This window comes from Planococcus sp. APC 3906, assembly GCF_030407685.1.
In the GTDB taxonomy this organism is placed as follows: domain Bacteria; phylum Bacillota; class Bacilli; order Bacillales_A; family Planococcaceae; genus Planococcus; species Planococcus koreensis.
The window spans coordinates 71,286-97,208 of the sequence record NZ_JASDCW010000003.1 but is presented as its reverse complement, the minus strand read 5'-3'; the positions used below and the strand labels follow the sequence as shown (position 1 = coordinate 97,208).

Sequence of the window (25,923 nt, the reverse complement as noted above, 5' to 3'; positions counted from 1 at the left end):
CCACACTTTCTTAAGGCGTTCCTTCTGTAGCTTTATAGGAAATAAAAGAAAACGTCTCACTGCTCAATCGATATGTTTCCGGGCTTGTGGCATTAATATCGTAAATTTTCAAATGGACTTTGTGCAATTTAGTCGGTTCCAGCTTTGCACAAGTCCCTGCAGCCGGTGCTTCTCCGATAACCGCCGGGTTTAAATAGGTTTCGCAATTCAAGTAAACGTCAGCTTCATATAAATAATCGGATTTTTTTTGATACCGGTCGAAACCAGATTCATGTGAGCTTAAGGTGTAGCCTTCCGCTGCCATTTCAGCAGCCATTTTTGCTTCAGACAAGTAACCCGGCATTCCTGTATCGGGCGTCACGGCACTGGATACCAATACCTTCTTCCATTTATCAGCAGCAACAAGATCTGCCATTTCCTGCCTCGCCAGATTCATCGTATCCAATTTGGTTTCGGTTTTTTCATTAAAAAGAGTCATTTGCGGGAAAATAGTCATGATACCAATGAAAACGACGCTTAAAATGACAAGCGCGGCAAGAACTTCTACTAGTGTCAAACCATTTTCGTCCTTAAAAGCCTTCATATCATAACCCCCAGCTCACTAAGTAATGACTTGTTTCCATTTTTTTCTATAAAATAATGTAATTTCTCCAAATATTCATATGCTTATTATTACATTTAATTCAAGCTTCTGCACTATGTTTTTACAGTATAATCTACGTTATTTACTATTATTTTTCAGGTCTATACCCATTAAAATAGGAAAAAAGACTGTAAAATGAGTGATTCCTCATTTTACAGTCTTTTATTTTGCATACGCCGCGACTTTATTTCGGCCGGCTTGTTTCGCTCCGATATACAATGCCCGGTCAGCATTGCGGATCAATGCATTCGGTTCGTCGCTGTCATCCGGCGCCGTTGATACGCCGATGCTTAATGTGATGTGCACTTTTTCCACTGAACGTTCAGAATCCAGGTCGCTTTGGATCAGAAATTCATGCTGCTCGATCCGCTTGCGCAAGTTCTCAGCAAACAGCATGCTGAACTCTTTGCCATAGTTTTCGAACATGACGACGAATTCTTCTCCCCCGTAACGCGCCACGGTCCCTTCCGATCCGACTTCTTCCCGGATCATGTTCGCCAGTTCGACAAGGATATCGTTTCCACTTTGATGGCCGTAAGTATCGTTGATTGATTTGAAATGGTCAATGTCCATCATGATCAGAGACAAGCTGGCAATTTCACCCGACTTGACTTTCTGCATGCTTTTTTCGAGCTTTTCATCCAAATAACGATAATTATAAAGCTGCGTCAATCCACAGCGCTCACTTGTGGCAATCGCACGCTGGACATATCCTGCCTTTTCCAAAGAAACGGCGAAATAGGTACTGAGAATGTCCAGGATTTTCAATTGGTGCGCTGCAAATGCGAACTTTTTACGGCTAGCGACGAGCAGCACTCCTTCTATTTTATTATTCCGTGCGATGGGCGTACACATGATGCTTTCTGCATCGACTGGAACATAGCCTGTAACGATGTCGTCCCATTCGCTTTTCTTGTCGTAGATGACAGGCGTGCCGGAGACAATGACGTTGCCGGCTATCCCTTTATTGTAGCGGACCGGAGGCACTTGGTTCTTGATGAATTCATCATTTTCGAACATCCGCAGCATCTGCAATTCGCCGTCCCGGTAATCGATGACGTATGTGTAATCGAGGCGGAACATCTTCGTCACTTGGATGACAAATTGGTCGAGCACTTCATCGGTCGACAGCCGGGCCGCGAGCTGATGGCCGATCTCGCCGGCTTTTTTCAAGTCGATGTTAACTTTTTCCGAACTGCTGTACATGCGCAGCAGACCCGCAATCATGAGAAACGGGATGCCAAGCAAGAACAACGCTGTCGCTCCGATATAGGCTTCTGTAATATACAGCGTGATAGCATATGGAAACACCAACAACGTAATTGCAAAGTCCCAAACGGTATCCAGAGAAAAGAATGATTTATTGACTCCCATGAACATATCATCCATATAGAGGAATAAATGATTGGACAGGATGGAAATTATTTCGTAGATCAAGCCGAAAATCAAAATATGGGTGATAACCGTCGAACCGATTTCACCGCCAAATTCCATATAGGCAATGCCGGCAATCGCCGATACGACGAAAAACATCAGCGAATTGAACGGCAGCCGGATATGGCGCGGCTCATCGCTTCTGCTTCGGAACAATAAAATCAATACAGTCAGCTGAGACAGGATGATTTCTGCAAATAAACCATATTTCAAAAATACGGCTATGGTCACACATTGAACCAAATACATCGGTGTACCGTTGATGTTGAGCGGCATCAATGCAGTCAAAATAGCCAATACTGTAAAAGCGGTGATATTCCACAAGTCAATTTCCGGCGGCGGATAATGTTGGTAAACTAGATACAATCCCAGTGGAACAATTGCAATCCAAAGCAGCCAAAGTATTATGCTTCGCTTTTTCGTTACAGCCATGCCATCTTCTCCCTCTTTATTCAATTGTTATGCGGCTTATGATTTCGCTTGGACTTATCGTTGCCCAATGCGATCAGGTACCTTTCCTGCTGAAGTTCATGTTGGCTGCAGATACAGAAGTCTTCTTCCCCCTGGGCAGGACGGTTTTTTCGCCGCCGGGCAAACAGGGTTAATGAAAAACTATTGGAAACGATTTACAAATCTCCTCAACGTTTACCTGCGTAAATTCTGGAAAATCCGATAATCATCTCGTTTTAGTTTTGACAATAAATAGAGAGAACCAGTGACTATTGTCACCTCTTTATGTTTATGTACAGGTAATATATCACAACTTTTCACAATTGTCTTTATTTTACACCTATTTTCTGAAAATAAAATTTCAGCAGGCAGAGCACGATCATTTTCAAAGTCCACAAACGTGAAGCGGGTCCCAAAAGTTTCGAGTTGGCGCAGAATAGCGATGTAATCCTTGTCTTTCAAAAGCCCCATCACGATATGGATCGGCCGGTCGGGATAACAGGTCTTCACCGTGTCAGCGAGCGCTTGGATGCTGGCTTCGTTATGGGCGCCGTCCAGGATGACGTCTGAAAAAATTTCTTCAAACCGGAACGGGATGCTGGCCCCTGCCAGCGCTTTGCGGGCTTTCGCCGCATCATATGCCAAGCCCAGCAATTCTTTCGCTGCTTCGTCGGCGAGCGCAGCGTTCCATTTTTGATGGCTGCCTTTCAGCTTAAGCTCTTCTTCTATCGGTCCCGTAGGTCGGATCACTTCTGCATGCAGAGCTTTAGCGGTTTCTTCAACGACTTGATTAGCTTCTGTTGGCAGGGGTCCGACAACGACAGGCTTCCATTTTTTTATAATACCAGATTTATGTAAAGCAATTTTTTCCAAGGAATCGCCCAAGAAATTTACGTGTTCCAACGCGATGGACGGAATGATGGCAATTTCAGGATCGATGACGTTCGTGCTGTCAAAGCGCCCCCCCATGCCGGCTTCGATAATGGTGTAATCGGGCGCTTTGTCTTGGAACACCAGAAAAGCCGCAGCCGTCAGCAATTCAAAATCCGTCAACGGCGTTTTGATGCCGGCAAGCCGCTCCATCACTCGATCCAGATCTTCCGGCGACACCGGGACTCCATCAATCTGGATCTGATCGTGCAAGTCTTCAATCGCCGGCGAGAAAAAATTGCCGACCGAATGGCCGTGCTCACGCAGAATAAAAGTTAAAAAGACAGCGGTGGACCCTTTGCCGTTCGTGCCGGCGATGTGGACGAACTTCCCCGTTTTATGCGGATCGCCCAGTTCGGTAAGTGCCGCAGTGATTGCCTCCAAGCCCGGTTTGATTGCCGGGTCGGATGGGAGCACCCATTTCTTTTTATAGCTATCGAGTCCATTTATCATTTTTAGCCTTCTTTCTGCGTGAAACATGATACACTTTTTTGAGACTTATTATATCACGAAGGTGGAGTGGAAATGACTACTTGTTGGGTTATTTATAATGGCAGTTTGGTTTCGGATAAATTCGCGGACCAGGCACGGCTCGTCGCGGACGCGGCACAGCGCGCCGGCGTTGAGGCTAGCCCTAAGAAAAATTACGAAGTGCTGATGGATTTATCGGCTAAGGCCGTGCTGCCCGATTTCGCTGTGCTGCTCGATAAGGACATTCTGCTCGGCCATTTTCTGCAGAGCCGCGGCGTGCCGGTCTATAACGATCCAGCAGTCATCGGCTTGTGCGACAATAAAGCGACGCAATATATCCGCTTGGCCGAAGTTGGCTTGCCGATGCCGAAAACGATTGTCGCCCCGAAAGTTTATCCGAACTTCTCCATCCTGGAGTCCGGTTATTTCGAACGTGTCATCGCCGAGCTCGGCTTGCCGATGGTCATTAAAGAAGGCCATGGCTCATTCGGCATGAAAGTGTATTTGATCGAAAAAGAAACCGAGTTCTATGAGAAAGTCGAATCGCTGCGAGGCGTCGATTTTGTGTTCCAGGAATTTATCGCATCGAGCCGCGGACGCGACATCCGCGTCAATATCGTCGGCGGCAAGATTGTCGCCGCAATGCAGCGCCATTCCGAAACGGATTTCCGCGCGAACATCACGAACGGCGGACAGGCTTCTCTGATCGATTTGAGTGAGGGTCAAGAGACCGTCGCGTTGCAGGCCGCAGAAGCGGTCGGTGCGGAATTTGCGGGCGTGGATTTATTATTCGGCGAGAACGGCCAGCCGCTTGTCTGCGAAGTCAATGCAGCGGCGCACATCCGCAACATTTTGGAAGTCACCGGAATCAATGTCGCAGACGCCATGATTGCATACATACTGGAGGACTTGAAATGATTTTGCTGTATGAACCGGCTGATGCCGAACGCAATGCAGGGTTTATTCGAGAATTGGAGGGCTTCGGCGATTTCGAATTGATGCTTTGGGAAGACTGGTCGATCGGCGGTTTGTCCGCACTTGCCGCTAAACTGTCTGGCTTGATGGTGTTGAACCGGACACGGCAGCCCGGTGCGATGCGCTTCCTCGAGGATCACGGCGTCCGCTTGGTGAACCGTGCAGAAGTGAACCGCATCGCCAATGACAAATGGCAAAGTTTTGGACTGATGACGCTGCTCGGCGTACCGGTTATTCCGACATACCGCGAGCCGCAGTCGTTTCCCTGCGTGATGAAGCCTGCTGGTGGACATGGCGGGCATGGCGTTGATATGATCCACTCACCCGCGGAGATACCGGCAATCGCGCCTCCTCTCGTCTTCCAGCCAGTTGTCGAGCACACTGCTGACGTGCGTGCTTATATCATCGGGAACCAAATCGTCGGTGCGGTGAAACGCAGTTCTGCCGAATCGTTTAAAGCCAATTACACACTCGGCGGCGATGCGGCGAAATATGAATTGTCCACTGCGCAGGAGCAAGATGTATTGCGGATCGCGCGTGCGTTGAACAGTGATTACGTCGGCATCGATTTTCTGTTGCTGCCGGATGGACGCCATGTATTCAATGAGATTGAAGATCCTGTTGGTGCACGTTCTTTTTATGCAACACACGATGAAAACATCGCTGAGCTATTGGTGATGTATTTGAAAGAGCTGGAGAAGGAACGGCCCTTTCGCGTGAAAAGGAAGTGAATTTCATCTTCCGTTTTTTTATAAACCTTTTCCATACAAAAACCGCTCTTCCAAAGGAGAGCGGTTTTAGACTGTAGACAAAATCTAATCAAAATGAATAACTGTGTATACCCCAACCGTTCTGGCCACTTCGCTTTCCGTGGGCTCAGCTTCAGCCTTCGCTGTCCCACAGGAGTCTTCCTGGCCAGACCGGTTGTCAGCAGGTGGCTAAAATCAAGGAGTGTCACAAACTACTACACTTTTCCGTAGCAATCTCTCAAGGATTCGGAGCGCAATGCGGCGACTCCTGCGGAAGAACGGAGTGATGAGACCCCGCAGGAGCTTGCGACGAGGAGGCTCAGCGCTTCGTCCGCGGAAAGCGTCCGCATGGAGCGCAGAATCCGGTATACCTAAGATGCAATGACTTTTTATTCTTTAAATAACATTATTATTTATTTGTCTACTACCTAAAACCGCTCTCCCAATGGAGAGCGGTTTTATTTATTCAAAGCCATCACGCTGTCAATTTCAACCCGACGACGGCGGCCACAATCATTGCGATAAAGACGATCCGCTTCCAGTCTTTTGATTCGCCGTAAATCAGCATGCCGACAAGCGTTCCCCCGACGGTGCCGATGCCGGTCCAGACGGCATAGGATAAGCCCATCGGCAAAGTTCTCATCGCTAAGCCCAGCAAGCTGAAACTGACCGCGAATCCTCCGACCAAAACGATATAGGACGAGAGCGACTTGTATTTGACAACCCGGTTCATGCCTATTACGCCCAACACTTCAAAACAGCCAGCTAATATCAAGTATACCCAAGCCATGTTACACTACCCTTTCTTTCTTATCTGGGTCTGCGGTCACCAGCTTCAAGCCGATCACCCCTGCCAGCAGCATGCTAATAAAGAATACTTTCGTCCAACTGAACGGTTCTCCGAAAACAAGCATTTCCACGATGACCGTCCCTGCTGTCCCAATGCCTGTAAACACCGCGTACGCTGTAGCAACCGGCACTTTTTCCAACGCTTTCAACAGCACGACGAATGAAATATAAATCAAGGCGGCGACGGCCATCCATGCCATCCAGCTGGAGGCATACTTCAATCCGACTGCCCATAATATTTCAATAACTCCTGCCATTATGACGAGCATCCAATGCTTATTCATATCTTTTCCTCCACAACTTTCATCAATCTTTTGAAACTCCGCGCCAATAGTAATGCCAGGAAGCATCCAGTCTTTTATTCAAACGCTCCGGGCCTCCGTAAAGCATTTCCACGAATATCCCATCCAATATACCCAAAAAAGCAGCGGTTGCCCGTTGAACATCAATTGTTCCGCTAAGCTGTTTTTCAGTTGCCGCCTTGTCCAAAATCGGTTCCAGCAGCTCTTCCATCTTGTCCAGATAGGAATATACGTTTTTCATCACGTCATCGTAAAGATGCGCTGGCGGGAAAAACGAAATACGCAGCCAAAACTTGGTGTCGGCGTTCTGTTCGTAGCGCTCTTTATGGTGCACCAGGAAATCATATAAAAAGTCTTCGATTGGACGCGCTTTGTTTTGTTCAATAAAATTGACGACTGTTTTTACTTCATTTTCCATTACCTCGTTGCACACTTGAAGAAAAAGCTCATCTTTCCCTTTAAAATAGGTATAGATGGACTGTTTTTTAATTCCCACGTCATCGGCAATATGCGCCATCGAAGTTCCATCATAGCCATGTTCCGCAAAGCGGTTTAATGCAGCTTCTTTTAATTGTTGCTGAGTCATACTTTCACCCTTCCGACCGTTCGTAAGGCAAATGTAACACGGCTCCTTATTGTTGTCAATCCGAGAGGGTTCTGTTGGGCATGTGCCAGGCACTCAAACAATTCCCTTATACAAAAAAACCGCTCTCCCGAAGGAAAGCGGCTGCTCTTTTATAGGTTCTTCAATTCTTCAATGCGTTTTTCAACAGTTGCGTGTTTGTCGAGGTAATCGGCTTGTTTTGCGCGTTCTTCGGCTACTACAGCTTCAGGCGCTTTCGATACAAAGCGCTCGTTTGATAGTTTGCCTTGGACTAGCTTAACTTCTTTTGCCCATTTCTCGAGTTCTTTGTTCAGGCGCGCGAGTTCTGCATCGATGTCGATGAGGCCTTCCAGCGGCATGAACAATTCGGCGCCGGATACGACAGCGGACATCGATTTTTCTGGTGCATGGATGTTTTCGCCGATCGTCAAGGTTTCCGGGTTGCAGAAACGTTCGATGTAGGCAGCGTTCGCTTCAAGCACGGCATGCGTGTTCGCGTCTTTTGCAGAAATCGTCAATGCGACTTTCTTGCTCATCGGCGACTGCACTTCTGCACGGATCGTGCGCACAGCTGTGATGATGTCCATCAATAATTTCATGTTGGCGGACTCGCTTTGGTTGGTCAATGAATCATCGACAGTCGGCCAAGCGGCGATTGTGATCGACTCTCCCTGATGCGGCAGGTTCTGCCAGATTTCTTCCGTGATGAACGGCATGAACGGATGCAAGAGGCGCATTGTGTTGTCGAGTACGTAAGCGAGAACCGAACGCGTCATTTTCTTAGCGTCTTCGTCTGCGCCGTATAATGGCAACTTAGCCATCTCGATGTACCAGTCGCAGAAATCATCCCAGATGAAGTTATAGAGCGCACGGCCCACTTCGCCGAACTCGTAGCGTTCCGCTAAGTTCGTCACTTGTTCGATGGTTTCATTCAAACGCGTCAGAATCCATGAATCAGCGACCGAACGTTTTCCTGTAAGATCGATTTGATCGTAGGTCATGCCTTCCATATTCATCAAGGCAAAGCGGGAAGCGTTCCAGATTTTATTGGCAAAGTTCCAGATGCTTTCGACTTTTTCCATTGAGAAGCGCAGATCCTGCCCCGGGCTGGATGCCGTCGCGAGGAAGTAGCGCAGCGAATCCGCGCCGTATTCCGCGATGACGTCCATCGGGTCAACGCCGTTGCCGAGCGATTTCGACATCTTGCGGCCTTCCGCGTCGCGCACGAGGCCGTGGATCAATACGTCGTCGAACGGCTTTTCTTCCGTGAATTCAAGCGCTTGGAAAATCATGCGTGATACCCAGAAGTTGATGATGTCATAGCCGGTTACGAGCACATCGGTCGGGTAATAGCGTTTCAATTCGTCGCTGTCTTCCGGCCAGCCGAGCGTAGAGAACGGCCATAGCGCAGACGAGAACCACGTATCGAGCACGTCTTCGTCCTGCGTCCAGTTTTCAGCATCGGCCGGCGCTTCACTGCCAACGTAAATTTCGCCGGTTTCGTTATGGTACCAAGCCGGAATCTGATGTCCCCACCAAAGCTGGCGCGAGATGCACCAATCGCGGATGTTTTCCATCCAGTGCAAATACGTTTTCTCAAAACGTTCCGGTACGAAATTGACGCCGTCTTCGCCTTTTTGCAGGTCAACGGATTTCTGCGCCAATGGCTTCATATCAACGAACCATTGCGTCGACAGATACGGCTCGACTACCGCGCCGCTGCGTTCCGAATGGCCAACTGAATGCATATGCTCTTCAATTTTGAATAAAACACCCAAATCCTGCAAATCTTTGACGATCGCTTTGCGGCATTCGAAGCGGTCCATGCCTTCGTATTTGCCGGCATTTTCGTTCATCGAGCCGTCTTCGTGCATAACTAGCACGCGCTCGAGGTTGTGGCGGTTGCCGATCTCGAAATCGTTCGGGTCATGCGCCGGCGTGATTTTCACGGCGCCGCTGCCGAATTCCATGTCGACATAATCGTCTGCAACGATGTCGATTTCACGGCCGACAATCGGCAGGATGACTTTCTTGCCGATCAAGTGCTGATAGCGCTCGTCTTTCGGGTGAACGGCTACAGCTGTATCGCCGAGCATCGTTTCCGGACGCGTCGTCGCCACTTCAATCGAACCTGAACCGTCTGCCAGCGGGTAACGCATATGGTAGAATCCGCCCTGCACATCTTTGTAGATAACTTCGATATCGGAAATCGCTGTTTTCGTTGCCGGATCCCAGTTGATGATGTATTTGCCGCGGTAGATCAGTTTTTTCTCGTATAATTTAACGAAAACTTCCTGAACCGCTTTCGACAAGCCGGCATCCAATGTAAAACGTTCGCGGGAATAATCGAGGCCTAATCCAAGCTTCGACCATTGCTCGCGGATATGCGATGCGTATTCTTCTTTCCATTTCCATGATTCCTCAAGGAATTTCTCACGCCCAAGATCGTAGCGCGACTTGCCTTCTTCGCGCAGCTTGCCTTCCACTTTCGCCTGCGTTGCGATGCCGGCGTGGTCCATGCCCGGCAGCCACAAGGCGTCAAAGCCCTGCATGCGCTTCATGCGTGTTAGGATGTCCTGCAATGTCGTGTCCCAGGCATGGCCCAAGTGCAATTTGCCGGTAACGTTCGGCGGCGGAATCACAATGGTATACGGCGTTTTGCCGCTTTCGGGTTTCGCTTCGAAGAATTTTTGGTTGATCCACCATTCGTAGCGGCCTTTTTCAATGGCTTGCGGATCGTACTTGGTTGGCATTTCAGTCATTGGTATTCCTCCTCTTGTTTTATTCGCCTGAGCGGTGCTGCCGGAAAACAAAAAAACCCCTTCGTCTGAAAAGGACGAAGGAGTTGTTCGCGGTACCACCTTTATACCAAGCTGAAAAAGCCTTGGCGCTCAAGCCTGATAACGGATTTCACATCCGGTTTCCGCTACTCGAATTTCACGGGAACTGCTCCGAGGCGACATTCGAATGCTGGTCCATGGAAGCCTCGCACCAAACGGCTTCCTCTCTGACATGCACGCACATTCTACTATCCTCATCAACGCATTGACTATCTAATTGATTCTATTGTACTCAATTTCCGCTTTTAGCGTCAAGTTTTTTTACGATGATCGTCACAATCGGCGACGCAATCAGCAGAATAAAAAACAGGCGGAACAATTGGAAGCTCGTGATCAGCGCTACATCGCCGCCGGTCGCGAGCGCCGTGATCGCCATTTCCGCGATGCCGCCCGGAGCCGCACTCAGAAAGAAATCCAGGAAGATATAATCCGGCAAGAGTTTCGCGAGTATGTACGCAATAAATGCAGTGAAACTGATGAGGAGTACATTGTTCAAAACGATGGCTGCCCCTAAGCGGAAGGTCAGTTTGTCGCCAATGCGCTCCATCTGCAAGCCGAGCCCGGCGCCGATGCATACCTGCGCAAGCGCAATCAGCCAGTACGGCAAGTCGACAAGCAGCTCGCCTGTCACCGTCTGGACAATCGCCATCGTGAGAATCGGTGCAAGCAGTTCCGCTGCCGGGAAGCCAATACGCTTCATGCCGAGATAAAGGGTTCCTCCGACAGCGAGCGCGGCGAGGAATGCGAGCGGCGCGAATGTGAAAACACGCTCGCCTATCTCCCCTTCTTCCCTGCCGGTCAGGAAGACAGTAAGGAATGGGACGATCGTTACGACCATGAAGATGCGGATTGTCTGCATCATCGTCACGACCGCAATGTTTGCGGATTTCACTTCCTCCGCGATAACGACCATCTGCGCGAGCCCACCTGGAATCGACCCGAGGAGGCTTGTCGCTAATGATTCATCCACCATCTTCTTGAACAGGAGCCCAAGAAGGATCGATAAGCCGACGACCGATACCGTCATGAATGCCATATAGGGCAGGTCGAGCCACATCAGGAATACCGCATCGCGCGTGAATGATGCGCCGATCTGGACGCCGAGCATGACAAGCCCCGCCGTCCGCAGCCCTTTCGGCCAATACAGCTCCATTTTTGTGAATTGGCTGACGAGCAGCAGCGCAATCATCGGCCCGAGCAGCCACGGCAGGAACATGCCGATCGTTTCGAATAAAAAGCCTGCTGCGACAGCGATGAACGCTGTCCTTAAGAAAATCGCCATGTCCCCACCACCTTTCGTTTCCCGAAGGAGTTCTTTGTTCTATCGTACAGGAAAAAGAGTGGGAAATCTCGCGAATGGCGGAAAATCTTCGTTGAAGGATTTATTTGTGGCCTCATCCGCATGAAAAAAGCCCGGCCGCAAATTCTGCGGCCGAGCTGAAGATTTTATTTAGCGTGCCAGTTTTGCGAAGACCGTGTGGAATGCTTCGACGGTTTTAGCGATCTGTTCTTCGGTGTGAGCAGTCGACAAGAACATGCCCTCGAATTGGGAAGGCGGCAAATAAATGCCTTCTTCCGCCATCAAGCGGTAATAATCGGCGAACAAATCGGTGTCGGAAGTTTTCGCTGTTGCGAAGTCGACGACGGGTTCGTTGGTGAAGAAGAAACCGATCATCGAGCCGGCACGGTTGACTGTGTGCGGGATGTTGTATTTCTCAGCTGCAGCACGGAAGCCGGCTTCAAGCTGGTCGCCGCGTTCGATGAACGTGTCGTACGAGCTTTCATCCAGGCGCGATAAAGTCTCCAAGCCAGCCGTCATCGCAAGCGGATTGCCGGACAAGGTGCCCGCCTGGTAAATCGAACCGCTCGGTGCAACTTGCTGCATGATTTCACGCTTGCCGCCGAATGCGCCGACTGGCAAGCCGCCGCCGATGACTTTGCCGAGGCATGTCATGTCCGGCGTGACGCCGTAATAGCCTTGCGCGCAATGATAGCCGACGCGGAAACCGGTCATGACTTCATCAAAGATGAGCACAGTGCCGTTTTCCGTCGTCAAATTGCGGAGTTCCTGCAGGAAGCCAGGGTTCGGCGGCACGACGCCCATATTGCCGGCAACCGGTTCAACGATGACCGCTGCGATGTCGTCGCCGAATTCCTGGAACGCCAAACGGATGCTTTCCAAGTCGTTATAAGGCACCGTGATGGTGTTTTTCGCTACAGAGTCGGGAACACCCGGTGAATCAGGCAAGCCCAGCGTCGCGACGCCTGAACCCGCTTTGATAAGCAAGCTGTCGGCGTGGCCGTGGTAGCAGCCTTCGAATTTCAAGATTTTGCTGCGGCCGGTATAGCCGCGGGCAACGCGCAATGCACTCATTGTCGCTTCCGTACCGGATGATACCATGCGCACCATTTCGATTGATGGCACGCGCTTGATGACAAGTTCCGCCAATTCAGTTTCGAGCAAAGTCGGCGCGCCGAAGCTTGTGCCGGACTCCGCCGTTTTCTGGATTGCTGCGACAACTTCCGGATGGGCATGCCCTAAAATCAGAGGCCCCCATGACAGCACATAGTCGATATACGTGTTGCCGTCGATGTCCGTGATCGTTGCGCCTTTGCCGGATGCCATGAAAATCGGATCCATGTTGACCGATTTGAATGCGCGCACCGGGCTGTTGACGCCGCCCGGCATAACTTTTTTCGCTTCAGTGAATGCTGCAATCGATTTTTCGTATGTCATTTATTTTCCCTCCAGCCAGCGTGCTGCGTCTTTTGCGTGGTAGGTCATGATGATGTCCGCCCCCGCGCGTTTCATGCTCAATAAAGTTTCCAAAACGATTTTCTCTTCGTCGACCCAGCCGTTCAATGCAGCTGCTTTGACCATGGCGTATTCGCCGCTGACGTTATAAGCGACGATCGGCAAATCGAAATTGTCGCGTACTTCACGGATGATGTCCAAATACGACAATGCCGGTTTGACGATCATGAAATCCGCACCTTCTTCAACATCGGATGCGGCTTCGCGCAATGCTTCCAAACGGTTCGCCGGGTCCATCTGATAGGTTTTGCGGTCGCCGAATTGCGGTGTTGAGTGTGCAGCTTCACGGAACGGCCCGTAATAAGCGGAAGAATATTTCACCCCGTAAGACATGATCGGAGTGTTTTCAAATCCGGCTTCGTCGAGACCGTAGCGGATCGCTGCGACAAAACCATCCATCATATTCGATGGTGCAATAATGTCCGCTCCGGCTTTCGCCTGCGACACCGCTGTGCGCGCCAGTAAATCCAATGTTTCGTCGTTCAGGATAACGCCGTCTTCGATGACGCCGCAATGTCCGTGGTCCGTATACTGGCATAAGCATGTATCCGCAATGACCACCAATTCAGGATGGCGTTGTTTCGCAAAACGGATCGCTTCCTGTGTGATGGCGTGGTCATGGTACGCCTGTGAACCGACAGCATCTTTTTCGTTCGGCACGCCGAACAAGATGACCGACGGGATGCCGAGTGAAACCACTTCATCAAGCTCTGCTCCTAGCGTGTCCAATGAGAAATGGTAGACGCCTGGCATCGATGAAATCTCCGATTTGACGTTTTCGCCTTCTACGACGAAGATCGGGTAGATAAAGTCCTCTTTTTTGACGCTTGTTTCACGCACCATCGAGCGCAAATTTGCGGATCCGCGCAAACGGCGGTGGCGGTTGAATTTCAATTCAGTCATGTGTACAACTTCCTTTCGCGATTTCATTGACAAGATCGGTGTAAGTATATTTTTCAGGAATAAAGTCGGCGCGGCCGCCATGCGTGCTAATGGCCTCTTTTGTGACATGGCCGATTGCGGCGGTGCGGATGGCGGTAAAATCGCCCCCCGCTTCCGCGTAGGCTCTGACAGCGGACGGACTCGCAAATACGACGATGACTCCGCGCATGCGGCATAATTCCCGTGCATTCTCTATTTTAAGCGCCGTTTCGTAAATAATCCATTCATCCACCTGCAGCGGCATCGATGCAATGGTGTTTTTCGCAAGCGATCCTTTGATAAACAGGCATTTCGCGTCGCCTGCCACTGCCGGGAATTCCTGCACGAAAACGTCCGCACTGTAGACGCTCGGCATGAAATGGGTTTCGTAGCCATATTGCGCCAGTTTGTCAGCTGTCTTTTCGCCGACAGCGGCGATTTTCGCGTTTGTCCGGATGTGCAGCTGGCCGAACGCATCCGCGCTATTAGCGCTCGTGAAGATCAACCAGCCGTAACAGTCGAAATCCGGCAGTTGTGACTGCCGGACGGATGTTTCTATGAGCGGCAAATAAATTGCCTCACCGCCCAAAGACGCTGTCAGGGCCATAGCCCGTTCCGGCTCTTTTGACCCGGTGAAAATGATGGTTTCGCCTGTCAGCGGCAGTTTCTCAGACATTGCTCTCAGCTTTTACTTTTTGGATCAAGTCATAGCCGCCTTGTGCACTGATGCGCGCAGCAACATCTTTGCCCGCTTCGATCGGATCGCTGTGGACAGCCGATTCTTTGAATACCTGCTCGGCATCCGGAGAAGAAATCAAGCCTGTGAACGACACTTCGCCGTTTTGGACTGTTGCGTAGCCGGCAATCGGCACTTGGCAGCTGCCGTCCATATCTCTTAGGAATTGGCGCTCCGCATTGACCGCCAATGCTGTCTCTTCGTCGTTGACTTTCGCCAATTCCGCAAGCAATTCAGTGTCTTCTTCGCGGCATTCGATCGCAAGCGCGCCTTGGCCAATGGCTGGCAGGCATTGGTCGATTTCAAGGAATTCCGTCACGATTTCATCTTTCCAGCCCATGCGCTTCAATCCTGCAGCTGCAAGAATGATGGCATCGAAATCACCCGACTTCAGTTTTTCTAAACGTGTGTCGATGTTTCCGCGAATCCACTGAATATCGATGTCCGGGCGCAGCAATAATAATTGCGAACTGCGGCGCAAGCTGCTTGTGCCAACAACCGCTCCGACTGGCAAGTCCATGAATTTCACGTGGCCATTGGCGATAAACGCATCGCGCGGGTCTTCGCGTTCAGGGATGCAGCCGATCGCAAGCCCTTCCGGCAGCACGGATGGCATATCTTTCATGCTGTGTACCGCAAAATCGATTTCTTTATCGAAAAGTGCTTGTTCGATTTCTTTGACGAATAAGCCTTTGCCGCCGACTTTTGACAGCATGACGTCGACGATCCGGTCGCCTTTTGTGACGATTTCTTTGACTTCGAATTCGAACGGCGCGCCGGCCGCTTTCATTTTATCGATAAACTGATTCGTTTGTGTCAACGCCAGCTTGCTTCTTCTTGAACCTACAATAATTTTTCTCAAATAAATCCTACCTTTCTAGTACCAAAAATGAAATTCAGATAAACGGCTGCCGAGGAAGAAATTCACCAGCAGCAATAAGAATGCGTAGATATGGGCCATCGCATACGAGCTGCCGTTGAGCGACCCTTTGCGGTGGCGGTACAGCAAGATGCTGTAGACGATCAGCAGGATGAACGAGCCGATGATTTTCACGTCCAATAGCGAAAACTGCTCAAGCGAGATATACGCCCATTGCAGCCCGAGCACAAGCGACACGAATAATAGCGAGATGCCCGTCAGGATTGAAATCGTCATGCCTTTTTCGGTTTGGCCGAGCGACGGTAAATTGCTCCATTGCTTCGTCCATTTCTTCTTTTTCAGCAAGCGGTACAACACCATGTGCAACGCTGAGAAAACGAATGACAACGAAAACGCGACATACGATAAAATCGCAAACGTGATATGGATCAATAATAACTCCGACACCAAGGCTTCCCCTACCGGCGAACGTTCAATCTGCACCGGGGCGAATGTATGGATCGTCATGAAGATGAATCCGATGATATTGATGAAAAATACCGCAAAGTCGAAGCGGTAGAATATCCGCAAGACGAGCGACAGTGTCACCAAGAGCCACGCATAGAAATAAATGCCTTCAAACAATGTTAATATCGGAAATCGCTGCGTCTCTATAATGTACAACGTTAAAAAGACGGTCTGCAGCAGCCAAACGACGCCAAGCAGCGTCATCGCAATGCGGCTCGCCCGCTTTTCCTTATATAAATAATCGAAAAAATAAAAGACAAGGCTGACAGCATATAGAATAACCATAGCTTCGTGCAGCCTTGCCATTGTTATATCAGCCATCCTATTCCCCTTCGTTTCCATAATTAAAGGCGTTCCGCATCTACATTTTAACATATAGATCCGTGAACGCCTCTTTAAGAAAGCTTAAAATGAATATCCGGGAGTTTCTTGTTTCTGCTGTTCCTGCGCTTTATCAGCTTTCGTTCTTGCAGCGTTTGTCTGTTTCTCTATTTCTATCTCCACTTCATCTTCAATGCCGAAAATCTGCTGGAACAATTCCAGCTGCTCACGCGATTTAGGCGCACCGGCCATTTCCTTCGCTTGAAGGATCGGCTCTTTCAGCAATTGATTGATGATCGATTTCGTGTGTTTGTTCAATATTTTCTTTTCACGGTCAGTCAGATCCGGCATCTTGTTTTCAATGCTGGACATTGTCTCCGCTTGAATGGTCAACGCTTTTTGGCGCAAAGCCGAAATGACTGGAACCACACCGAGCGTCGTCAGCCAATCGTTGAACTGGGACGTTTCCGCTTCAACCATCGTGACGATTTGGCGTGCTGCGCGTTCCCGTTCTGCCAGATTCGCTTCCACGATGCCTTGCATATCATCGATATCGTATAAGAACACATTCGGTAAATCGGCAATCCGTGGATCGATATCGCGCGGAACCGCAATGTCCACCATAAACAATGGTTTGCCTTTGCGCAATTTATCGACGAACTCCATCAATTGGAAATCGATGACGTAATCAGTCGCACCCGTTGATGAAATCAAGATGTCCGCTTCAAGCAATGCGCATTGCAATTGTGTCATCGGCTTCGCGTTGCCGTTGAATTTTTCCGCAAGTGTTTCCGCTTTTTCAAGTGTGCGGTTGATGACCGTCACTTTATCAGCGCCGCTGCCTTGCAGATTCTTGATCGCCAGCTCGCCCATTTTACCCGCACCCAAGATGACGACATGCTTGTTTTTAAGCGTGCCGAAAATCTTTTTGCCAAGTTCAACAGCCGCATAAGAAACCGATACGGCATTCTCGCCGATCGCTGTTTCCGAATGCGCTCGTTTCGCTAGCGTCACCGCTTGTTTGAATAATTGATTGAAAACCGTTCCGGTCGTGCCGAATTCCTGTCCTGCAAGGAAACTTGATCTCACTTGTCCGAGAATCTGCGTCTCCCCAAGGACCATCGAATCGATGCCGGCTGTTACGCGGAACAAATGGTCTACCGCTTCGTCTTTTTCATGGACGAATAAATACTGCGAGAACTCTTCTTGCGACAATCCGAAATAGTCCGCAAGAAATTGCTTCACATAATAGCGCCCTGTGTGAAGCTGGTCCACCACCGCGTAAATCTCCGTCCGGTTGCACGTAGAAACGATGACGTTTTCCAATATGCTTTTCTGGTTTTTTAACGCCTGCATCGCTTGTGGAAGATCCCCCTCGATAAACGAGAGCTTTTCACGGATTTCCAAAGGTGCAGTACGATAGTTCACCCCGACCACTAAAGTATGCATGGGTTCAAAACACCTTTCACGTTCAATATTTCATATAAATTAAGTATACCACTACTAAAGTTTTATAATCTTTCACAAATGTGAACAAGACATGAAAACTCAGGTTTATTTATATTCATTATATAGTAAGTTTAGCAAAGCCCCGGTGCCTCAACAAGCATAACGCTCTTAGTCGAAATAGTGCGAGAACTTCGGGTGTGCCGTGCGCTAAATCATGAGCGGTGTGGAATTTGTTTGCAGATTATGCGATTTGTTTGTAGAATAAATGATTTTGTTTGCAGAATAAATGATTTGTTTGAAGAATCCGCAATTTGTTTGCAGATTCCGCCGGTTAGTTTGCAGAATCTTGATTTACTTGCAGCATTCTAGTTTTACTTGCGCCATCGCCCAGTTTACTTGCAGAAACCTCACTTCCCCACACAAAAAACGCGCCAGCTCAGCTGCGCGTTTTAGGTCGTTTATTGTCCGGCTGCTTGAGCCAGTGGCGCAAGCCTTTGCCGGCGTGCGGCTCGTCGTTATAGCGGGGCAAAATGTGGAAATGGCTGTGCAGGATCGACTGGTTGGAAGCCGCGCCAACGTTCCAGCCGAGCGTATAGCCATCCGGTGCGTATTTGGCGTCAAGGAATGTTTTCGCTTCGTGCAGCAAGTCATAGGTATCCCGCCATTCTTCCGGCGTCAGCTCGAACGTATCGACGCGATGGGCTTTCGGTACGATGACGCCGCTGCCTTCGAGGACATCTTGCTCGAAGTTATGCTGCAGAAAATAACAGCTGGCGTTTTCCAAAACGATTTTCTGGTGTTCATCTTCATGCGGGTTGCAGAATGGGCAATGCTTCATCTCAGCCATAATCAAACTCCTTGGATTTTCTTTCCATTATATCAAAAAAAGCGCAGCCTCAGCTGCGCTTTTCCATTTCTTACATTCTTTTTTCGATTTCTTGCCAAGCGGCGTCTTTGCCAAGCCCGGTTTCAGAGGAGAAGACGATCAATGGATCGCGCTTGTCCATATCGAGTGTTTCGCGGACGATTTTCTTGTGCTTGTCCCATTTGCCTTTCGGAATCTTATCGGCTTTGGTGGCAATGATGATGCACGGAATGCCGTAATGCTTCATGAAGTCATACATGGCAACATCGTCGCGGCTCGGCGCGTGGCGCAAGTCGACAATCTGGATGACCGCTTTCAGCTGTTCACGGTCTGTGATATAGCGCTCAATCATCTTGCCCCATGCTTCGCGTTCCGTCTTCGACACTTTTGCGTAGCCATAGCCCGGTACGTCGACATAGAAAAGCTGTTCTTCTATTTTATAAAAATTCAGCGTCTGCGTTTTTCCGGGTTTTGAAGAAATGCGGGCCATGCTTTTGCGCCCGATCATTTTATTGATGAAAGACGATTTGCCGACATTCGAGCGGCCGGCTAAGGCGAATTCCGGCAAGCCGTCTTCCGGATACTGATCCGGGCGGACGGCGCTGATTACAAGTTCTACGTTATGGACAATCATTCACTTACTCCTTCTAATGCGATTTCAAGTGCTTCGTCAGCCTGGGAAACGAGTTTGAACGTCAATTCCTGGCGGACGCTTTCCGGAATGTCCTCGATGTCCCGCTCGTTGTCCAACGGCAAGATGATCGTTTTCAATCCGGCGCGGTGCGCACTCAATGTTTTCTCTTTCACTCCGCCAATCGGCAGAACCCGTCCGCGCAGCGTGATTTCGCCCGTCATGCCAACTTCACGGCGGATCGGCCGTTTGGTCAAAGCGGACACCAGCGCGGTTGCAATGGTGATGCCTGCGGATGGGCCGTCTTTTGGCACGGCGCCTTCTGGAACGTGGATGTGGATATCCTGCGTTTCATAAAACATCGGATCGATGCCGAGCTCTTCCGCTTTCGAGCGCACAAACGACAAGGCTGTCTGAGCGGATTCCTTCATCACGTCGCCCAGTTTACCGGTCAGCTGAAGCTTTCCTTTGCCGGGTGACAATGAAACCTCGATCTGCAGCGTATCACCGCCGACTGCTGTGTAAGCAAGTCCGGTAGCGACGCCGACCTGGTTTTCCGTTTCAGCCATGCCGTAGCGGAATTTGCGCTTGCCGAGGTATTTCTCGACTTTCGCTGAATCCACTTCAACTTTCGCTTTCTCGCCTGAAACGATTTCTTTCGTCACTTTGCGGCAGATGGAGGCAATTTGGCGTTCCAAGCCGCGGACACCCGCTTCACGCGTGTAATAGCGCACGATGTTCAGGAGTCCTTCGTCTGTAAAATGCAGCTGCTCATCTGTCAGCCCATGCTCTTTCAATTGCTTCGGAGCCAAGTGGTTTTTAGCGATCATCCCTTTTTCAGCTTCCGTATAGCCTGCGATTGAAATGACTTCCATCCGGTCGCGCAAAGGGCCTGGGATCGAGCTCAGGTCATTTGCAGTCGCAATGAAAAGGACATTCGATAAATCGTAGGTTTCTTCTATATAATGGTCGCTGAACGAATTGTTCTGTTCCGGGTCCAATACTTCAAGCATCGCCGAAGACGGATCGCCACGGAAATCGGATGACATCTTATCGATTTCATCCAACAGGAATACCGGATTGACGGTCCCTGCCTTTTTCATCCCTTGGATGATGCGTCCTGGCATCGCTCCCACGTACGTACGGCGATGGCCGCGGATTTCCGATTCGTCGCGCACGCCGCCAAGCGAGATGCGGACGAATTTGCGGTCCAGCGATTCTGCAATCGATTTGGCGAGCGAGGTTTTCCCGACGCCGGGAGGCCCGACGAGGCAAAGAATCGGTCCACGAAGCGAATGCGTCATCTGGCGCACAGCCAAATATTCAAGGACGCGTTCTTTTACCGTCTCCAAACCATCATGGTCGCGGTCGAGAACGTCTTCCGCGTGTTTGATGTCGAGGCGGTCTTCCGTAGATTCCGACCATGGAATCGTCACAAGCCATTCGATGTAATTGCGGATAATGCCGCTTTCGGCTGCAGCGGAAGGCAGTTTTTCGTAGCGGTCCAGCTCTTTAAGGGCAGCTTTCAATGTTCCTTCCGGCATGCCGGCTTCTTCGATGCGCTTTTTCAAGTCGACGATTTCGCCCGACTTGCCGTCTTTGTCGCCAAGCTCGGACTGGATCGCTTTCATCTGCTCGCGCAAATAGAATTCTTTCTGCGTCTGCTCCATCGATTTTTTGACGCGCTGGCTGATGCGTTTTTCCAAATCAATGACTTCTTGTTCATTGTGGAGGCGGCGAATCAGCGTTTCGAGGCGTTTTTCCACATCGAACAGCTCCAGCACTTCCTGCTTTTCGGACAGCTTGAACGGCAAATGGGAAGCGACCATATCTGCCAAACGCCCTGGTTCTTCGATATCGGCAACAGTATTATACGTTTCTGTTGTCACTTTTTTCGAAGCTTTGACGTATTTCTCGAAATGCTCGAGCAATAAACGCATCAATGCGTCTTGTTCCGCTGTTTTTTCTTCTTCATCCGGATAAGAAGACACATCCACAGCTGTATACGCATCGCCTTCATTGTAATTTTTCCACTTTCCGCGCTCGAGCCCTTCGACCAGCACACGGATTGTGCCGTTCGGCAGTTTCAGCATCTGCTTGACTTTCGCCAAGGTTCCTACCTTATACAAATCATCTTTTCCGGGCTGTTCGTTGCCCACTTCTGTCTGCGTCACAAGGAAAACGATGCTGTCTTCCAGCATTGCCTGTTCGAGCGCCGCCACTGACCGTTCACGGCCGACATCAATATGCAGCACCATTGTCGGAAAGACCAATAGTCCCCGCAGCGGCAATAAAGGCACGCTCTTGCTTGTTTTTCTCTTAGCCATTGGAATACCCACCTCCGGGTTGAATTTTAAAACTGGTTGACACTGCTAGCTTGATTTAACGTGTATTTCAAATTAAAAAAGTGAGGAACGTTTCCTCCATTGCAAACCGGCCATTAAAAAACGGGCCTTCCTCCGAACGCGCGAAAACGCACGATCAGAGTCAGCCCGTATCATCCTTTGCCACCCAACTTTTACGGGCAAGTGATCCAGCTTGCGCGGAAGATCAATTGGCCGCTAAAGTCCGATTGGTCCACCAACTAACAGGGGGTTAAACTCCCCACTGATTGAAGTTTCACTTATATCCAGCTGTCATGCCGGATTATGCGGATGTTTTTTCGTTATTGCCTTCTTTAAATTCAGAGCCATCTTCTAAAATGAGTTTTGGCTGTGCTTTTTCAGTGATCGTTTCTTTTGTAATGACACATTCAACGATGTCTTCGCGTGAAGGCAAGTCGAACATTACATCAAGCATTGTATTTTCGATGATTGAGCGGAGTCCGCGTGCACCGGTTTTGCGTTCAATTGCCAATTTCGCAATTTCCACCAAAGCGTCCGGTTCGAACGTCAATTCAACGCCATCCAGTTCCATCATTTTCTGATATTGCTTGATCAATGCATTTTTCGGTTCAGTCAAAATCTGAACCAATGCGCCTTCATCCAATTGCTCAAGGCTCGCCAATACCGGCAAACGCCCGATGAACTCAGGGATAAGGCCGAATTTCAGCAAATCTTCCGGAATCAATTGGCTAAGCAATGATTTGTCATCCAATTCTTCTTTGTTCGGATCTGCACCGAAACCGATGACTTTGCTGCCAAGGCGGCGTTTGATGATTTGTTCGACGCCGTCGAATGCTCCACCAACGATGAACAATACGTTCGTCGTATCGATCTGGATGAATTCCTGATGAGGATGCTTGCGGCCTCCCTGCGGCGGCACGCTTGCAGTAGTTCCTTCTAGAATTTTCAGCAAAGCTTGCTGAACGCCTTCACCTGAAACATCGCGTGTAATCGATGGGTTCTCGGATTTGCGGGCAACTTTATCGATTTCATCGATGTAGATGATGCCTTTTTCAGCGCGTTCTACATCGTAGTCCGCTGCTTGGATCAATTTCAGCAAAATATTTTCAACGTCTTCGCCTACATAACCGGCTTCAGTCAATGAAGTCGCATCTGCAATAGCGAAAGGAACGTTCAAGATGCGGGCCAAAGTTTGTGCCAGCAAGGTTTTCCCGCTGCCTGTTGGTCCGATCAAAACGATATTCGATTTAGACAATTCCACATCATCGATTTTGCTTTGCGAATTGACGCGTTTATAATGGTTGTAAACAGCAACAGCAAGCGATTTTTTCGCTTTGTCCTGGCCAATTACATAGCCGCCGAGAATGTCCATGATCTCTCTTGGTTTCGGGACTTCTTTGAACTCGACTGCTTCTTCCGTACCTAGCTCTTCTTCTACGATTTCCGTACAAAGCTCGATACATTCGTCGCAAATATATACACCTGGTCCTGCGACCAGTTTACGGACCTGTTCTTGCGGTTTTCCGCAGAAAGAACATTTTAAATGATCTTTTTCGTCATTGAATTTGAACAATGTATCCACCCCTATTCAAGCCATTATCTTACAAGATTATGCTCATTGTAGCAACTAATTAAAATTACTACAAAAAGTACGCTCTTATGTAACGCGGTGCTTACTTGCGTTGTTCTATGTAGAGTAAAACAAGGCGCGATTGCCGCGCCTTGTTTTAAGCCTTGCTTATGTGATAATTATTCAGCGCTTGGAGCGTCTGCAACATCAGTTGTAATTTTAGCGTTTTCCACTAGGAATTCAACAGTGTTCTGCATGCGGATGTCGTTTTCAAGCATCTCAGTGCCGCCAAGTGCAGTTTTGATTTGTTCAGTATCCATGTTGAACTGGGAAGACATCTTCTCAAGTTCAGCATTGATGTCGTCAGAAGACACTTCCATGTTTTCTGCAGCAGCAATCGCTTCTAGAACCAATGATACGCGTACGCGTGTTTCTGCGTCGGTTTTCATTTGTTCGCGAAGTGCAGCCTCGTCCTGTCCAGAGAACTGGAAGTAAAGTTCAAGGTTCATGCCTTGCTGTGTCAAGCGCTGTTCGAAATCGCTCATCATGCGATCAGTTTCAGAAACGACCATTGCTTCAGGGATGTCGATTGTCGCGTTTTCAGCAGCTTTTTGCACTAACTCATCGCGCAGCTGTGCATCAGCATTGGCTTTTTTCTCAGCCGCTAAAGTTTCTTTCATTTTCGCGCGCAATGCATCCAATCCTTCTACTTCAGGATCGATTTCTTTTGCGAACTCGTCGTTAAGTTCTGGAAGTTCTTTCGATTTCACTTCGTTGATCTTCACTTTGAACGTTGCAGCTTTTCCTGCAAGTTCAGCAGCGTGGTATTCTTCAGGGAAAGTGACTTCAACGTCTTTTTCTTCGCCTGTTTTAGCACCGATCAACTGTGATTCAAAACCTGGGATGAATGAGTTCGAACCGATTTCAAGAGAATAATCTTCTCCTTGGCCGCCTTCGAATGCTTCTCCATCAACAAATCCTTCAAAGTTGATAACAGCAGTATCGCCTTCAACGATTGCTTCATCTTCTTTGACAGCAAGTTCAGCGAAACGCTCTTGGTTTTCTTTCAATTGGTTTTCGATTTCTTCGTCAGTCACTTCAGCATCCTGTTGGGAAACTTCAAGGCCTTTGTATTCGCCAAGCTGAACTTCCGGTTTAACCGTCACTTTAGCTGTGAATACTAGCGGTTTGTTTTTCTCCATTGTTTCGATGTCGATTTCAGGACGGTCTACAGGGTTGATGCCTGCTTCTTCCACTGCGTTAGCGTAAGCGTCCGGCAAAATGAAATCCAAAGCATCCTGATAAAGTGATTCTGTACCAAAACGCTGTTCGAACATTTGGCGCGGCATTTTCCCTTTACGGAAACCTGGTACGTTGATTTCTTTAACGACTTTCTTGAACGCTTTGTCCAATCCTGCGTTTACTTGCTCCGCAGGCACTTCGATTGTAAGAGTTCCTGTGTTACCTTCGTGTTTTTCCCATTTTGCTGACATTTTATAAGCCCTCCAAACATTTTCTACAAAGTCATATTACGTTTTATACGATTTTTGACAACTTCCATATTATATCACACCTAGCGCCATGTTCAACTATTTCTACCCGTTGCGCAGCTCAAACCATTGTTCGGCGTGAAAAATGAGCGTCAAGAGCTCAGAATCCACGGATTCCTCGGCTTCTTCCGAAAACAGCCTGTCCAAATATCCTTTGTAGGTGAACGCCACTTGTTCAGCGCTGAAAGCCTCCCACATGAACGGATACAGCAAAAACACATGTCGGTCAAACAGCTCGAGCGCCATGTCAAGCCGTGTCGGATCTTTCTGCATGACGTCTCGCAGAATCTCTTTGACCGCAACAAGCTTGCGGTCATTTGCGGGATTAGGCAATTGCCGGATTGAATATGTTCCTTCAAAACCGAATTTACTTAGTCTTACCTCAGCATCTATTTTTTCCTGATGCAGTTTGAATAATATGTATGTTTTCGCCAGCAAGTCCGTTTCCGGATGCTGAACAAGTTCAACAATGCTTCCTTTCATCACTTCCAATGAGCCGGTGGGCAGTTCGAGTACGCGCCGCTCCTGTTCTGCAGGCGGCAGCGCCACAAAAGCCGCTGTTGCATAAAGTATCGGGTCGATTTTAACCGGCGCCGAGTTCGTTGCTATTCGTTCATTCAGCTCGCGCAATTGCTGGAATTGCTCCAGTCGTTCTTCAGGCAATACCTTTTCTTCAATCAGCGCCTTAATCATTCGTTCCGCTTCGGCAAACTCCCGGACTTGCATTAAAATGCTTATGTACAATTCCATCGTTTCCAGATAATGCACTGGCCCTACTTTTAAAAGTTCCTTGCATACTTCAAGCGCTTCCTCGTATTCGCCGAGCTCAAATAAGCAATAAGCATATGCACCGAGCGCTCCCGGATGTTCCGGCTCATAGGAAAGCACTTGGTACAACTTATCGCGTGCACTGACATATTTCTCGTCTTTCAAAAGGTTCATGCCCTCTGTCAGCAGCACTTGCACCGTGTTCGGAAAAACAATGACATTGCCTTTCCGTTTCAGCTCCCTGTACTTTTTCCGCATTATAACACCCCATTTGTACTATTTATAATACCATAACGGGTTTTTGCTAGAAAATAAAAC

Annotated in this window: 22 protein-coding genes and 1 other annotated feature; of the genes, 2 read left to right on the top strand and 20 right to left on the bottom strand. The window is 49.0% G+C overall.

The window, feature by feature from the left end:
- Nucleotides 1-10: 10 nt before the first annotated feature.
- From QMA09_RS03135 to QMA09_RS03125, 3 genes are all read right to left on the bottom strand, one after another.
- A complete protein-coding gene (locus tag QMA09_RS03135) occupies nucleotides 11-583 on the bottom strand; it encodes a type IV pilus modification PilV family protein (RefSeq protein ID WP_290211985.1) in 573 nt (190 codons plus the stop codon).
- 222 nt (nucleotides 584-805) lie between these two features.
- A complete protein-coding gene (locus QMA09_RS03130) occupies nucleotides 806-2,509 on the bottom strand; it encodes a sensor domain-containing diguanylate cyclase (protein WP_290211984.1) in 1,704 nt (567 codons plus the stop codon).
- A gap of 213 nt (nucleotides 2,510-2,722) precedes the next feature.
- The gene (locus QMA09_RS03125) at nucleotides 2,723-3,910 is read right to left on the bottom strand and encodes a bifunctional folylpolyglutamate synthase/dihydrofolate synthase (RefSeq protein ID WP_290211983.1); all 1,188 of its coding nucleotides are present in this window, start codon (nucleotides 3,908-3,910) and stop codon (nucleotides 2,723-2,725) included.
- A 72-nt stretch (nucleotides 3,911-3,982) separates the two neighbouring features.
- Between QMA09_RS03125 and QMA09_RS03120 the strand changes: the two genes are divergently transcribed.
- Both QMA09_RS03120 and QMA09_RS03115 read left to right on the top strand, forming a co-directional pair.
- On the top strand, nucleotides 3,983-4,846 hold the full coding sequence (locus tag QMA09_RS03120; protein WP_290211982.1) for an ATP-grasp domain-containing protein: 864 nt from the start codon (nucleotides 3,983-3,985) through the stop codon (nucleotides 4,844-4,846).
- Complete coding sequence (locus QMA09_RS03115) at nucleotides 4,843-5,634, top strand: ATP-grasp domain-containing protein (RefSeq protein ID WP_290211981.1); 792 nt, start codon at nucleotides 4,843-4,845, stop codon at nucleotides 5,632-5,634. Before QMA09_RS03120 ends, QMA09_RS03115 begins: the two co-directional genes overlap by 4 nt.
- 493 nt (nucleotides 5,635-6,127) lie before the next feature.
- Here the strand turns inward: QMA09_RS03115 and QMA09_RS03110 are convergent, their stop codons facing one another.
- The 17 genes from QMA09_RS03110 to QMA09_RS03030 all read right to left on the bottom strand — a co-directional run bounded on the left by QMA09_RS03110 (nucleotide 6,128) and on the right by QMA09_RS03030 (nucleotide 25,863).
- A complete protein-coding gene (locus QMA09_RS03110) occupies nucleotides 6,128-6,442 on the bottom strand; it encodes a DMT family transporter (RefSeq protein ID WP_290211980.1) in 315 nt (104 codons plus the stop codon).
- A 1-nt stretch (nucleotide 6,443) separates the two neighbouring features.
- Nucleotides 6,444-6,785, bottom strand: coding sequence for a DMT family transporter (locus QMA09_RS03105; protein WP_290211979.1), 342 nt, complete (start codon nucleotides 6,783-6,785; stop codon nucleotides 6,444-6,446).
- Nucleotides 6,786-6,807: 22 nt separating this feature from the next.
- A complete protein-coding gene (locus QMA09_RS03100; protein WP_290211978.1) occupies nucleotides 6,808-7,389 on the bottom strand; it encodes a TetR/AcrR family transcriptional regulator in 582 nt (193 codons plus the stop codon).
- A gap of 149 nt (nucleotides 7,390-7,538) precedes the next feature.
- Nucleotides 7,539-10,169, bottom strand: a complete 2,631-nt coding sequence (locus QMA09_RS03095) for a valine--tRNA ligase (protein WP_290211977.1) — start codon at nucleotides 10,167-10,169, stop codon at nucleotides 7,539-7,541.
- Nucleotides 10,170-10,236: 67 nt separating this feature from the next.
- Nucleotides 10,237-10,457 (bottom strand) — a binding site (T-box leader).
- Between the two features lie 22 nt (nucleotides 10,458-10,479).
- The gene (locus tag QMA09_RS03090) at nucleotides 10,480-11,529 is read right to left on the bottom strand and encodes an AbrB family transcriptional regulator (protein ID WP_290211976.1); all 1,050 of its coding nucleotides are present in this window, start codon (nucleotides 11,527-11,529) and stop codon (nucleotides 10,480-10,482) included.
- Between the two features lie 168 nt (nucleotides 11,530-11,697).
- Nucleotides 11,698-12,984 carry a glutamate-1-semialdehyde 2,1-aminomutase gene (gene hemL / locus QMA09_RS03085; RefSeq protein ID WP_135500579.1) on the bottom strand — a complete coding sequence of 429 codons (1,287 nt, stop codon included), beginning with the start codon at nucleotides 12,982-12,984 and terminating at the stop codon, nucleotides 11,698-11,700.
- The gene (hemB, locus tag QMA09_RS03080) at nucleotides 12,985-13,965 is read right to left on the bottom strand and encodes a porphobilinogen synthase (protein WP_290211975.1); all 981 of its coding nucleotides are present in this window, start codon (nucleotides 13,963-13,965) and stop codon (nucleotides 12,985-12,987) included.
- Nucleotides 13,958-14,659, bottom strand: a complete 702-nt coding sequence (locus QMA09_RS03075; RefSeq protein ID WP_290211974.1) for a uroporphyrinogen-III synthase — start codon at nucleotides 14,657-14,659, stop codon at nucleotides 13,958-13,960. The genes hemB and QMA09_RS03075 overlap by 8 nt, the downstream gene beginning before the upstream one ends.
- On the bottom strand, nucleotides 14,652-15,581 hold the full coding sequence (hemC, locus tag QMA09_RS03070) for a hydroxymethylbilane synthase (protein WP_290211973.1): 930 nt from the start codon (nucleotides 15,579-15,581) through the stop codon (nucleotides 14,652-14,654). Before hemC ends, QMA09_RS03075 begins: the two co-directional genes overlap by 8 nt.
- Nucleotides 15,582-15,596: 15 nt before the next feature.
- On the bottom strand, nucleotides 15,597-16,427 hold the full coding sequence (ccsA, locus tag QMA09_RS03065; protein ID WP_290211972.1) for a cytochrome c biogenesis protein CcsA: 831 nt from the start codon (nucleotides 16,425-16,427) through the stop codon (nucleotides 15,597-15,599).
- Between the two features lie 84 nt (nucleotides 16,428-16,511).
- Complete coding sequence (gene hemA, locus QMA09_RS03060) at nucleotides 16,512-17,876, bottom strand: glutamyl-tRNA reductase (protein ID WP_290211971.1); 1,365 nt, start codon at nucleotides 17,874-17,876, stop codon at nucleotides 16,512-16,514.
- 436 nt (nucleotides 17,877-18,312) lie between these two features.
- The gene (locus QMA09_RS03055; protein ID WP_290211970.1) at nucleotides 18,313-18,723 is read right to left on the bottom strand and encodes an HIT family protein; all 411 of its coding nucleotides are present in this window, start codon (nucleotides 18,721-18,723) and stop codon (nucleotides 18,313-18,315) included.
- A 70-nt stretch (nucleotides 18,724-18,793) separates the two neighbouring features.
- Nucleotides 18,794-19,375, bottom strand: a complete 582-nt coding sequence (yihA, locus tag QMA09_RS03050; RefSeq protein WP_290211969.1) for a ribosome biogenesis GTP-binding protein YihA/YsxC — start codon at nucleotides 19,373-19,375, stop codon at nucleotides 18,794-18,796.
- Entirely contained in the window at nucleotides 19,372-21,699 is a 2,328-nt protein-coding gene (gene lon, locus QMA09_RS03045; protein ID WP_290211968.1) for an endopeptidase La, read from the bottom strand. The genes yihA and lon overlap by 4 nt, the downstream gene beginning before the upstream one ends.
- Before the next feature lie 319 nt (nucleotides 21,700-22,018).
- The gene (gene clpX / locus QMA09_RS03040) at nucleotides 22,019-23,290 is read right to left on the bottom strand and encodes an ATP-dependent protease ATP-binding subunit ClpX (protein ID WP_135500570.1); all 1,272 of its coding nucleotides are present in this window, start codon (nucleotides 23,288-23,290) and stop codon (nucleotides 22,019-22,021) included.
- 176 nt (nucleotides 23,291-23,466) lie between these two features.
- Nucleotides 23,467-24,780 (bottom strand): trigger factor, encoded by a 1,314-nt coding sequence (tig, locus tag QMA09_RS03035; protein ID WP_290211967.1) that lies wholly within the window; start codon nucleotides 24,778-24,780, stop codon nucleotides 23,467-23,469.
- A 102-nt stretch (nucleotides 24,781-24,882) separates the two neighbouring features.
- On the bottom strand, nucleotides 24,883-25,863 hold the full coding sequence (locus QMA09_RS03030) for a tetratricopeptide repeat protein (RefSeq protein WP_290211966.1): 981 nt from the start codon (nucleotides 25,861-25,863) through the stop codon (nucleotides 24,883-24,885).
- Nucleotides 25,864-25,923 lie beyond the last annotated feature (60 nt).